The organism is Methylomarinum sp. Ch1-1 (genome assembly GCF_030717995.2).
In the GTDB taxonomy this organism is placed as follows: domain Bacteria; phylum Pseudomonadota; class Gammaproteobacteria; order Methylococcales; family Methylomonadaceae; genus Methylomarinum; species Methylomarinum roseum.
The window spans coordinates 4,148,709-4,160,565 of record NZ_CP157743.1; the positions used below are offsets into that span (position 1 = coordinate 4,148,709).

Consider the following 11,857-nt stretch of genomic DNA (forward strand, 5'->3'; position numbering starts at 1 on the left):
ATTATGACCTCGTCGACATGACAGGATGACGTTGAAACGGTATGCTACAGAGCCGAAACGGGGACCGTTTACCGAATTTTACCCGCAATACCGCCCCCGGCAAGCAAGGTTGAAATCATGCATAACAATAACAAGATCGACATTTCAGGCTATGCACAGCTCAAAAAACTGAGGACGGCGCTGGCGATTTTACAGGGCACCAAATTACTGTCCACGCTGTTGCAGGAAGCGGAAAGCACCGTTTCTCACGACCAGACCAAACGTTTTACCTATTTGACCACGCTGTTTACCCGCATACACCGGGAAATTTTTCACGACTGGAAAGAGCAGGCGACGGTCACTCACCGTCCCGGCACGATCGTCGAGGCCGAAAAACGGCGAAAATTCCGTAAAACCTTTGCCCGTCTGGTGTTAGATGCCGATAGCAACAGCGATACCGCACTATTCGATAACAATGGTTTTGTCATCAAGACCGACAACATAGCGGAACGTCTGGCCGACTTTTATCTGAAAATACGCACTGTCAAACCCTTCTCGTACGGCAACCGCATCACCTTGGATTTTTTCATGACCGCCCTCGGTCATTTGCCGGCCTTCAAAGCCGTTTATGAACAGGGCATCGATTTCAGGCGTCTGGCCAAGGGCGATGCAACGATTCTGCACAGTTCCGACAGTGATCACCGCCAAGTCACCCTCGCCTTTGAACACGCCTTAGACCCGACCCGCACCCAAAGCCTGAAAAACCAGCCCAATCGCTACGGTCTATGGCCCGAAAACAAGCGCTTTCTATCCGGCATGCCGTTTTTATCGCACCGGACCGCGGAAGGCGTCGAATGCCTGGTGACGGTGAACGGCGGCCTGGTTCCGGTAGACAGCATACGCGAAGAATACTTCATCGAAGGCCAGCACTTTGCCGATTATCCGCTCACCGTCTCGGAAAATGTCATCGCGTATTTGCCCGGCACCGAGGAATTCCGCGATCCGGAAAAAAACCTGATCGATGGCATCGCCATTCGTGAAGACGGCGTGGCGCCGCTGTTCTGTCTCGATGTCAACATGTTGACGGGCCTGCGCTCACCCAGCCATATCGAATTTGTCGAACTGTTGAAAACCTGTACCGGCGAAAAGGCGGCGCCACTGAAGTTGGCCAATAACGAACCGCTGAAAGACAAACTGATTGCCGCCGCCAATGGCGATACCCGGCTGGTGCGCACGGTCGAAATCGCCTATGATCGGCTCGGCAAGATCAATCGCATTCTGGTCAACGCTACCCAGGAAATTTTTGCCGGCAAGACGCCGGACGTCAATCCGAAGCTATTTATGTGCATGGGCGGCGCCGGCTCAGGCAAAACTGCGGTCGAGGAAATCGCCCAAGCGCATTGCGGCGATAATTTTGTCGTCGCCTCCCTGGACGAATTCCGCAAAGTCAGCGACCTCTATCGCATATTGACCGCCGCCAATCACCACAGCGACGATTATGTGTACGTCGAGCCGTTCGCCAACCGCTTGCGCGACATGGTCGCCCAACACGCCAAGGCAGCCGGCATCAATATACTCTACGACGGCACCGGCATCCCCTATCAACCGCGTTATTCGACCATCATCAATCAATTCAAGGCCGCCGGTTTTTACACCCAGATTACCGCGGTCGACGCCTTTCTGGTCAAACCGACCGGGCGCGAGGACGAGCTATCCCGTTCCGGCGTCATCAACAGCGTCAAGAACCGCTTCGAAAAAACCGGCCGCGCCCTGCCCTGGGTCATCACCATCGACAAACATATCCGCGCGCCGCAATCTTTTCTAAAAGCATTAGAAGACACGTCGCTGGATAAAATTTCCCTGTTCGCCAACGACGCAGACAGAAACATGCATTACCTGGTGGCCGAAAGCTTCGCCTTCTCCGATCGTGAAATCAAGGCCTTGAAGCAACATCAAATAAAAGGCAGTCTGTCAGACTACCTGACCTCGCTGATCAAAAATCATAATGACTCGGTGTTAAAGAGCCTTGCCGAGGATAACGATGACATCGACCAACTGCTCGACAGGAATCCGGCCCTGAATGAGAATAACGTCGGCTATCAAGTCTACAGCAGCCATGCCGGCCACAGGGTTCTGGTCATTTACAACACCCGCCGCATGGTCGACTTCATTGAAAAAAGACAATTGAACCCGAATGCTTCCGGGGAGGAAGGTTTGCTGCATAAATCCGAGTCCCTGTCATTTCGGGTAGACCCATTGGCCCAAGAGCCATGGATCACCCGCTTACAGGGGTCTAAGGCTGAAAGCTAATCCTACTGCTTCCATTTGATATTACAGCCGATGCTGGGTTTCTGAGTCGGGTTGATGGGTTGGTCCAGCAGCAGATTCTCCAATGCCGCGCGCAACTCTGCACCGGTCAAAGGCACATCGTTTTTAGGCGTGGAGCCGTCCAGACGTCCCCGATAAACACAGGCCAGGTTGGCGTCGAACAAATAGAAGTCCGGCGTGCAGGCGGCCTGATAGGCCTTAGCGACTTGCTGAGTTTCATCATACAGATAAGCGTCAAACGGATTACCCCATTGCTTCATCAACGCCTGCATTTTATCGGGCGCATCCTGAGGATAATTGACGATATCATTGGCGCTGATCGCGATAAAACTAATACCCTTCGGCGCATAATGGCGGGCGATATCGATCAATTGCTGTTTAACATGCATCACATAAGGACAGTGATTGCAGATGAACATCACCAATGTCCCCTTGTCCCCCTTTAGGTTCTGCAAGGACTTATTGGCGCCGGTCATGGTATCAGGCAAATCAAAATCGGGCGCAATCGTGCCCAACGGCATCATATTGGATTCAGTGGCGGCCATGGTCGCTCCTCCGTTTCGTGTTGCAGTAAACTGCTAAAAGCTTCATTATATAAGGCAATGATCGTAAATTAACCTTATTAACGAACAGCTAAATTAATCAGCAGGCTTTGACGTGCCGGAATGCACGATTCAGACGGATCACGTTAAGTAATTGAGCGCTCCAGGTCAAGACTAAATGTTTACATGATGGAGTTTTTGAAAAATCATCGCTGGATTGCCCGGCGGCCGGCGATGACAAAACGGCTGGCAGCCTATTCACAAAATCAATGACTTGCAGTCACTCATTTTGGCAGTACATTCATGCGCTGCAGGAAACGCCGATTTTTATCAGCACGTTCTTAGGCTAGACCATCGATTTATAAAACGAGTTCCTAGACTTCGGTTTTCGAACACACAAACGAGCTAACGTTTATGAGATGCTACAGCATGAAACGGATACAACTGCTACTGACCTGCCTGTGCTTAAGCCTCGTCAATCCCCCGTCACGCGCGGACGAGTTGATCAACGACTCCGGCTTGTGGAGTCAAGTCGAAGGCCATTTCAAACTGGAGACTTTCCACCCCAAGCTCCACCGTTTCCGCCTCTGGACCACTGGCGAGGCCCGTTTTTTCGATGACTTCGGTCGTTTTAGCCAAGGCGTCGTGCGTATCGTTCCCGGTTATCAGTTCAGCGAAGAAATTGCGTTATTTTTTGGTTACACATGGCAGCCCACCGTGCTCCGCAATGGAAAAACGCTGGATGAGCACGATATCAATCAGGCCATGAAATGGGCGACCAAAACGGATTGGGGCACTGTTTCGACACGCAGCATGATAGAATGGCGCTTCGTCGACAATGACAGCCAAATGGCGACTCGCCTGCGCCAAAAAGTTCGCGCCGGTTACCGACTACACCCGCACTTAAGCCTAATCGCTTGGGAAGAGCTGTTTGTAAACGTTTATAGCGTGGACTGGGGTCCGGAAAGCGGCATCGACCAAAACCGATTATTCGCCGGCTTCGGCTGGCAATTTGATCGGAGCGGGCATTATACATTCGAAGTCGGTTACATGAATCAATATATTTCCCTTCCCAACCGCGACGATCTCATGAATCATATGGCGCTCGGCAGCTTACAGATACGATACTGAACGCTGGACTAGCAGACTCGACCTCTTGGCTCAGCATCCGGAAAACGTCGCCATGAAACAATTCGACTTATAAAAAGCTTATGAAAAACAAGCTCGACTTTCTGTAAAAAAAGAATAATTTCAGATTCTATGCAGCGCAAACTGCGCCTGCCACGCTATAATAAGCTATTTTTCAACTAACCGAGGAACAAAAAATGACCGAGAACTGGATTGCCCCTTCTATCCTGTCAGCCGACTTCGCTCGCCTGGGCGAGGAAGTGGATAATGTATTGGCGGCCGGCGCCGATGTCGTCCATTTCGATGTAATGGACAATCACTTCGTCCCCAACCTGACCATCGGTCCACTGGTTTGTGATGCGTTAAGAAAACATGGCGTCACCGCCCCCATTGACGTGCATTTGATGATCGAACCGGTTGACAGAATCATCCCTGATTTCGCCAAAGCCGGCGCCAGCTATATTACTTTTCATCCAGAAGGTTCCGTGCATATCGACAGAACCCTGCAACTGATTAAAGACAACGGCTGTAAAGCCGGCCTGGTCTTCAACCCAGGAACACCGCTGCACCATCTGGATTATGTCATGGACAAATTGGACATGATTCTGCTGATGTCCGTTAACCCTGGCTTCGGCGGCCAATCTTTCATCCCTTCCGCATTGGATAAATTGCGTGAAGTCAGAAAAAGAATCGACGAAAGCGGTTATGACATCCGTCTGGAAATCGATGGCGGCGTAAAAGTGGACAATATCCGCGACATCAAAGCTGCGGGCGCCGACACCTTCGTCGCAGGATCCGCTATTTTCGGCAAACCTGATTACAAACAAGTCATCGACGACATGCGCGCCGAAATTGCTAAAGCAGGCTAACCATCTGATAATTTGAGGGGCGCAATGCCCCTCTCTCCACACTTCTGAACTAACCCTAGCCAGACATCTTCAGCATGCGATCGCATCTAACGTTCACCAACACATGCCTGGCCACTTTAATTCATTAGCTTCTCTTGGCTTTCTCCTTCGAGCAGTTCGGCGATTAGTTCAATTTGTGCCTGATGTTGTGGTATCTGAGGAATTTCCCATGCTTTTCCAACGACTCGGGCAAGCAAATTATTCAGCCAAGGCCGGTTCGCTTGGGCGTTTTGAATAATCACCCGATAGGAATCGCCATCGTTGACGACAGCAAAACCGTCCACTTCCACTTGAATTGGCTCGGCTTCTCCAACAAGCGTCAACTCCACATAGGCCGTGCGTGAATCGAGATCAAAGAAAAATTCCGATAATACCGCAATGCCTCTAAGAATTATATTGGCCACCCAAATGACGATGATATTCGGTGTCAATTTGATCGCTAACTTTACTAAAGCGGCTTTAAAACTCATTTTTCCACCTCATTCGGTGACAGGATAGATCATTTAATTCTACCCTTTCTTTGTCATCGCCGATATGCGCAAGTCCAAAAAAGAGCAAAAGAAAGAGCAAAAGAAAGAGCAAAAGAAGAAGCAAAAGAGAAGCAAAAGGGTCAGACTCTAATACTGCTTACTTAAGAGTGAGTTATCAATAGAATTCAATAAGATAAGTTATTTTGTGGAGGTTAAGCTCCTTGTTCTAGTCAGATATAATTAAATTACCAATAAAAATTATTCTGAAAAAAGAGCTTAACCTTGTCTGATCTTACAAAACAAATCCTCATCAAACAAATTCGGCGATTCAAAAATTCCGTTCTTCAATTTTCTCACCTCCCGTTTGCCGATATTTTAAAGAGAAGCAAAAGGGTCAGACTCGATTCAAAGCAGCATTGGCTCATACTTATTAAAGTGGGCACGTAGTTTGAGCTAAGTTATGCTACCGTCGGCCAGGCAACAAAGCAGTTGAAATAAGGAAAGTAAAAACGTCAAATGTAAGCCCCCAGTCCTTGTGAACAATAATTCATAACCGGGCCATGCAACGGTAAACCAGCCCAATTTATTTGACGGCAATCAGACAGGCGAAGTTGAGCCAGCGAAAGTAGGTATCGATACGCTTAAAGCCGGCCCGCTCCAGTAACAGGTAATTCTCCTCCAGCCGGTAAGGAATCAGCACATTTTCCAGCGCTTCGCGCTTGCGCTGGTTTTCAGTATCGGTATAGCCGCTTTGTGATTTTTTAAATTGCAGGTAATGATCGATATAAAGGCGATTCAAGGCCGCATCACTGCTTAAAATCTTTTCCGATAAAAACAGAACACCGCCCGGTTTAAGTGCGCTATAGATATTTTTCAGCAGATGCTCCCGGTCAATCGGACGCACAAACTGCAAGGTCCAGTTAAGAATTACCACATTACAGGCCGGTAACACGGGCAAAGCACTCAAATCAGCGATCAGTAGAGACACTCTTTGTTCTTCAAGGGCCGTTGATAATTTGGCGCGTGTCTGGTCCAGCATGGGTTCGGAATTATCATAGCCGATAAACTTGGCCGTTTCGGGACACTGAGGGTGATTTATGATGTGCTCGATAGTGGTTCCCGTTGAACAGCCGAGGTCACAAACTACACCATCCTGTTCCGGTAAAAACGCCATGATCAGATCTGACTGTAGACGTTGAATTTCACTATAAAAAGGCACGCTCCTGGCGACCATGTTATCAAACACGGTTGCAACGCGTTCATCAAAGGTAAAATCATCCACCCGATTGATATGCTGAAAAATTCGATCTTCCTGAGTCATTTATTCGCTCTTTATCATGATGTTGTTAAGGGATCCGACTATCTCATCGATTTAAGACGCTCGGTTTTCTTCAGAAAACGCACGATGGCATATGCCATAACGACCAGTATTGTCGCGGCTATGACCGGTATTTTGTTTTGGGCCAGACTGTCTGCAAGCTTGAGTTTCCAGCTGATCAAGCCCAATGAAATCATCAGTGATGTAAACAGAGTGCCGTATTCTTTAACAGCAACCGCAGGCCAGTCAAATTCATAGTGACTGATGGTTTCCGGCAACCCATCAAACCGGGGCAACCAGCGTGATACATCGGCGCAATAGTTGATATAAGCTTGACCAAACTTTTCAGTTAAAAACCGCTCTTCACTGAAAACGATAAGCCGGTAAATCGCTATAAAGCCCAATGAGCCGAGGATGATGGCGATCATATTGCCAGCGATGAACATAAAACCAATAACAATCAAAATATTGCCTAAATAAAGCGGATTTCTGCAATGGGCAAAAACACCATCTGTCACGAGATTTTCAGCATAAATTCGTCTGTTCCTGCCGCCGCGAACAATATAGGCCAAGCCGATAGTCAATATCCGTAACGCTTGGCCAACCGATATCATTATTAAACCCATGGCTAGAAAGTAGTCTCCAGGCACCGTGCCGATTGCAGTGGGCGGAAAAAAGAATAGCAGTGCGGCGATAAGAACAGGAAACAACACATTTCTGGTATGAAAGAGGAAATTCCCCCATTGATTGAATAAATCATTCATTGTTTATTATCCGTAATGTTATCGGCGATTATTATTATGAGGTATAGGTGTAGCTGCTCGCAATCATCCTATTTTCAGCTTAAATTAGCTACAACTACGGGTGTAAAAATACCAATGTGGCTGTTACATCAAATGGCTGTTACATCAAAAGGGTCAGGCTCGATTCAAAATACATCAAAAGTACATCAAAAGGGTCAGACTCGATTCAAAGCAACATTGGCTCATGCTTATTAAAGAGGGCAAGTAGTTTGAGCTAAGTTATGCTACCGTCGGCCAGGCAACAAAGCAGTTGAAATAAGGAAAGTAAAAACGTCAAATGTAAGGCCTGACCCCAGTCCTCTGGGATATTTTTTAGTACATTTACCCGCCATTAGAATAATGGCGCCGTACTAACAACAGTAATACGCTCTCATCGAGAACTCAAAGGCTTACGAATTGATGCAGCAAAAGGGTCAGACTCGATTCAAAGAGAGCAAAAAAAGTCAAAAAGTCAAAAGGGTCAGACTCGATTCAAAGCAACATTGGCCTATGCTTATAAAGTGGGCAAGTATTTTGAGCTAAGTTATGCTACCGTCGGCCGGGCAGCAAAGCGGATGAAATAAGGAAAGTAAAAACCTCAAATGTAAGGCCCGCCCACTCCAAGACTGAGCAATATCTTAAGATCAGTTATCGATGTTGATTTCAATATCGCGGTGGATTTTACCATTCTTGATCAAGTAAGTTAATCTGATCGGACGTTTTGTATTGACTGAAATATCCAGATCACCCCCCATCGTTATGAAGGATTTTAATACATCACCACTGTCTTCATCGACTCCTTCCCAGAGAGCCTTACCCTTGTCACCCTTATCAGATTGAACATATTTAACGGCATCAATTTCCATATTATGATTGATGGCTCTATCATACCTGAATGCTGACAGCGCGTTCATGTAAGCCATTTTCTCCAGGAACCCATGATCGACTATCTCAGCTTCCATTAAGGAGAATTCCACCCTTCCAAACTCCTCCATCAAATTTTGGAGATTCATAATATTGTTAGCCGTCAAATCCGACAATTTGAGATTGATGAGCTTGCGGGCACGCTCAAATTCCAAATTCGTCGAAAGACCGGCGATATTTTCAGCATCAAGCATCAAACCTAGATTAAGCCTGTCATCATCGTTGTCATATTGATAGGAAAGTCTGCCATCAAGCGCTGTTTCTTTTATGCCCATCTGTCGCACCATCTTCAAAGGTTCTGCGCTGAGGGCATAGATGATATTCTGCTGTTGTTCTTTCTGTGTCGGATCCGTTATCAGCTTATAGTTTGAAAAGCTGATCTCAAGCCCATCATCATCCCTCCCTCCTGAAAACACAAGGGTATCCATATTACCAGTCAAATTAACCCCTACACCCTTCATTACTTCGACATCTAAATCCACATTCTCCAAAGAGATTGCGTCGAACAAGGGTGAATAGGAGATATCCCTGTACCTGATAGCTTCATCCAATTCATGATCATAAAGAAAGTCTTCAAACCGTTGCACACCTTCTTGGGATACATAAAAATATCCCCCCAAAATAAAAATACCTGCAGCAACAGCAAGACCAATGGCAGTCATTTTATTATCTTTTAGAAGCATCCTGTTTTCTCCTTAGTGTTCGTCAGCCATGGCAAATTTCAAATCATCATCGTTATACCAAGTCTTCATAATTTCTGCCGAGTCCATATCCTCCAGACATTTGTCCGATTTACATTCCACAGCTTCCTGAATAGTAATACTAAAAATTGGCCTCCCCTCATCATCGAATTTGAATGTAAATTCGGGTGCGGCCTGAATCAACATCCAGCCATCAATCTCTGCTGAAGCGTCGTTGTAATCAATAGCCATCGGATAGGGCTTTACAATATCTCCATCATCTGCCTTAACCAGCATGTATATTGGAATTCCGACATTGACTTCTCCATCGTTCAAACGGTTCAAATACATGGCGGGATGAGTAAACTGAACAGACCTTGAAAATGGATTAACCGTATAATTACGATATGATTTAAAGTCGATTTTAGCTGATTCCAGTTGTTTGGGATTAAGCCTTAGCGTTGCATAAAATCGCATTCGATCATAGCCAGAAGCCTTTGCAAGTAGCTTATACTGATTCTGCAGACTCTCCATATGTTTTTGATGTAGCGCAGCCTGTCTTTGACGTTCTAATTCCGCTCGCTGTTTATCGGCTTCCACCCTCGCCAGTTCACGCTGACGCTGCATCTCAGCCCGTTTCTTTTCAGCTTCTACATACGCTTCACGCTTGGCTATAAAATCGGTTGTCACTTGGATAGTCCAGGGAATGCCGCGCCGCTTCACAGCCTGTCCCGCCGCATACAAACTTGGGTCCGGATTGGCATCCTTTAACGCCAAATGATAAGCATTAAGCGGAGCTTTCTGAAGTTTATCAGCCACGACAAACTTTAAGACGTTGAATGACCCCGAGCCTACAAATTCTGTATAGGTTCGAGCCAGCGATTCCGCTAATCGGGTTTCTCGCGGATTCTGTTTGAGTTGCTCATTATCAGTCAAAACAATGATTGGCTGACGATCTCCTCTGACCATATTCCATTGGTGCGAACGATCATGATAATTGTAAGTTACAAAGTAATGCGCGCGCAGCTCTCTGTCCTCTCCTATCCACACCAATAGCTTGTTGACGGCATTGCTTTTGTTCCACAAATTTTTCGAGTTAACGCTGTAACGACGCACGATCTGCTTTGGGTTCCCTCTATCAATGTTATACCCGTCATACCAGTAACCGACCAACTTAATAAATGGGCGTTTCTGACCTTGATAAAACAGACTTGCGTGAACTTGCCGTATCAGATCTGTGCTTTGGACATATCCATTTTTGCAGGTAAAGTCTCCTTTCAATGAAGCGGTAGGATGAAATTGGGGATTGACCTCATAAAATGTAAAAATATTGCAGCCGGTCTCGCTTGAAGTAAGCTCCGTCATCTTATCGGCATTACTTGAAATATCGACAAACCCACCTGGCCTCCAACCCGCTATCTCCATCACATCAGCAGCAACCGATTCAAAATTTTCTGCCGAACGCTCGTCCTCAGTAGCAGACGACATTTGATTCTCTTGATTCTGGAGTTGACCGGCTTGTTCGTTTGAAGAAACCGCTTCATTTGTAACCCCAAGCGGCTCCAGCAATGGCGTCTTTTGAGCAATCCATCCCTTTGCCTTTGAAGCCTTTCCTGTCCAGATAACCCTGCTACCCTCTAATCCTGTAATCGATAGACCGTTCATAGCAGAACATTGCTTCATAAGCACCTGTCCCAACTTCTGAATGGTCAATCCGTAATCCGGCATGGCGAATTGCCCAGCATCTTCAGCTTGCACGCGTATCTTTACTGTTGCGGCGCACCAGGGATCTCCTTCGGCGATAAATCTCATCCCCAGAGACTTGCTATGAGCCAACGTCTTGTCTGCATAAACAGGATTAACTGCGCCAAGCAAAAGGCTAACGACAATTAAAAACAATTTTCTGTTCATTTCAGCTCCCCCACTTTCAGCCAAGTTCCCATACGCCATCCGCATTTTGACATGCATTCGCCTTTTCTCTTTCAGTACCTTGATTAGTCGTCACACTGACCTCCACATCACGGCACCCCATTTGAGCGCTTACTGTAGAGCTAGTGATATCGACATTGTCCAAATCTATACCTACAAAGCCTTCCTGCTTAGGCAAACTCTCAACATTAACGCTATCAAGATCTATTCCCTGTGCTTCCGCTTGCTTGATGGGGTTATAGGGTTTGACATAACCAGCGTGAACATAACCAACGGTAACCCCCTGCTTAGCCAACATAAGCCAACCATTGTCAGTTCGACCCGCCGAAGTGATCACATCCCCGGATCGCAATGAGGTAATGGTTGCGTACTCGGTACCCGGCCCCGAGCGCACCCGCAAACTAGATGTGGTTTGATATTCCTTTTTTTCCAGCTTGATCGATGACACCGAGTCGACCGAACTTAATCGCTTGATCTGTTTGGGAGCTGTCTTGTAGGAAATTTCACCCGTTTTTATGTTTGCCGAAGCGCCGCTTTCATTACTCTTCCAGGTAGAATTGCCAGCCGATCGCTGATCCAGCACATCGACAGTTCTCAAGGCGAGAGCCTGGCGGTCTCGCTCATCAAGATGCTGACCAATCATTTTTCCGGCAAACAAGCCAACCGCCCCGCCGATGGCTGCACCTAACCATTTTTTATTTCCGCCGGCTATACTGGCTCCAAGCAAAGCGCCCCCCACACCTCCAAGCGTAGCGCCAAGGTTTTCCTTGCTTATGTCTCCCATAGTTCCTTCACAACCGGTAACAAATGAAGCAAGAATCGCAACTGAAATTAATGGCTTGTTACTCATTTCACCCTCTCTTCGATAA

At 47.0% G+C, this 11,857-nt stretch carries 10 protein-coding genes; 3 read left to right on the forward strand and 7 right to left on the reverse strand.

The window, feature by feature from the left end; genetic code table 11:
• Positions 1 to 117: 117 nt before the first annotated feature.
• Complete coding sequence (locus tag Q9L42_RS18830; RefSeq protein WP_349431600.1) at positions 118 to 2,289, forward strand: zeta toxin family protein; 2,172 nt, start codon at positions 118 to 120, stop codon at positions 2,287 to 2,289.
• Between the two features lie 2 nt (positions 2,290 to 2,291).
• On the opposite strand, the gene Q9L42_RS18835 is transcribed toward Q9L42_RS18830, so the two are convergent.
• On the reverse strand, positions 2,292 to 2,852 hold the full coding sequence (locus tag Q9L42_RS18835) for a thioredoxin family protein (RefSeq protein ID WP_305906850.1): 561 nt from the start codon (positions 2,850 to 2,852) through the stop codon (positions 2,292 to 2,294).
• A gap of 426 nt (positions 2,853 to 3,278) precedes the next feature.
• On the opposite strand from Q9L42_RS18835, the gene Q9L42_RS18840 reads away from it, so the two are divergent.
• The gene (locus Q9L42_RS18840; RefSeq protein WP_305906849.1) at positions 3,279 to 3,980 is read left to right on the forward strand and encodes a DUF2490 domain-containing protein; all 702 of its coding nucleotides are present in this window, start codon (positions 3,279 to 3,281) and stop codon (positions 3,978 to 3,980) included.
• Between the two features lie 194 nt (positions 3,981 to 4,174).
• Entirely contained in the window at positions 4,175 to 4,846 is a 672-nt protein-coding gene (gene rpe / locus Q9L42_RS18845) for a ribulose-phosphate 3-epimerase (RefSeq protein ID WP_305906848.1), read from the forward strand.
• Positions 4,847 to 4,962: 116 nt separating this feature from the next.
• Here the strand turns inward: rpe and Q9L42_RS18850 are convergent, their stop codons facing one another.
• From Q9L42_RS18850 to Q9L42_RS18875, 6 genes are all read right to left on the reverse strand, one after another.
• Positions 4,963 to 5,355: a hypothetical protein gene (locus Q9L42_RS18850; RefSeq protein WP_305906847.1), complete on the reverse strand. Its 393-nt coding sequence runs from the start codon at positions 5,353 to 5,355 to the stop codon at positions 4,963 to 4,965.
• A gap of 583 nt (positions 5,356 to 5,938) precedes the next feature.
• Positions 5,939 to 6,676, reverse strand: coding sequence for a carboxy-S-adenosyl-L-methionine synthase CmoA (gene cmoA / locus Q9L42_RS18855; protein ID WP_305906846.1), 738 nt, complete (start codon positions 6,674 to 6,676; stop codon positions 5,939 to 5,941).
• A gap of 38 nt (positions 6,677 to 6,714) precedes the next feature.
• Positions 6,715 to 7,437: a methyltransferase family protein gene (locus tag Q9L42_RS18860; RefSeq protein ID WP_305906845.1), complete on the reverse strand. Its 723-nt coding sequence runs from the start codon at positions 7,435 to 7,437 to the stop codon at positions 6,715 to 6,717.
• A 662-nt stretch (positions 7,438 to 8,099) separates the two neighbouring features.
• Positions 8,100 to 9,062, reverse strand: coding sequence for a hypothetical protein (locus tag Q9L42_RS18865; RefSeq protein WP_349431601.1), 963 nt, complete (start codon positions 9,060 to 9,062; stop codon positions 8,100 to 8,102).
• A 12-nt stretch (positions 9,063 to 9,074) separates the two neighbouring features.
• On the reverse strand, positions 9,075 to 10,970 hold the full coding sequence (locus Q9L42_RS18870; protein WP_305906843.1) for a hypothetical protein: 1,896 nt from the start codon (positions 10,968 to 10,970) through the stop codon (positions 9,075 to 9,077).
• Positions 10,971 to 10,986: 16 nt separating this feature from the next.
• On the reverse strand, positions 10,987 to 11,838 hold the full coding sequence (locus tag Q9L42_RS18875; RefSeq protein ID WP_349431602.1) for an SH3 domain-containing protein: 852 nt from the start codon (positions 11,836 to 11,838) through the stop codon (positions 10,987 to 10,989).
• Positions 11,839 to 11,857 lie beyond the last annotated feature (19 nt).

Bases quoted from the DNA above. Each gene is read 5' to 3' on its own strand.
- Q9L42_RS18830 (WP_349431600.1), top strand. From the start codon at position 118: ATGCATAACAATAACAAGATCGACATTTCAGGCTATGCACAGCTCAAA.
- Q9L42_RS18835 (WP_305906850.1), bottom strand. From the start codon at position 2,852: ATGGCCGCCACTGAATCCAATATGATGCCGTTGGGCACGATTGCGCCC.
- Q9L42_RS18840 (WP_305906849.1), top strand. From the start codon at position 3,279: ATGAAACGGATACAACTGCTACTGACCTGCCTGTGCTTAAGCCTCGTC.
- rpe (WP_305906848.1), top strand. From the start codon at position 4,175: ATGACCGAGAACTGGATTGCCCCTTCTATCCTGTCAGCCGACTTCGCT.
- Q9L42_RS18850 (WP_305906847.1), bottom strand. From the start codon at position 5,355: ATGAGTTTTAAAGCCGCTTTAGTAAAGTTAGCGATCAAATTGACACCG.
- cmoA (WP_305906846.1), bottom strand. From the start codon at position 6,676: ATGACTCAGGAAGATCGAATTTTTCAGCATATCAATCGGGTGGATGAT.
- Q9L42_RS18860 (WP_305906845.1), bottom strand. From the start codon at position 7,437: ATGAATGATTTATTCAATCAATGGGGGAATTTCCTCTTTCATACCAGA.
- Q9L42_RS18865 (WP_349431601.1), bottom strand. From the start codon at position 9,062: ATGCTTCTAAAAGATAATAAAATGACTGCCATTGGTCTTGCTGTTGCT.
- Q9L42_RS18870 (WP_305906843.1), bottom strand. From the start codon at position 10,970: ATGAACAGAAAATTGTTTTTAATTGTCGTTAGCCTTTTGCTTGGCGCA.
- Q9L42_RS18875 (WP_349431602.1), bottom strand. From the start codon at position 11,838: ATGAGTAACAAGCCATTAATTTCAGTTGCGATTCTTGCTTCATTTGTT.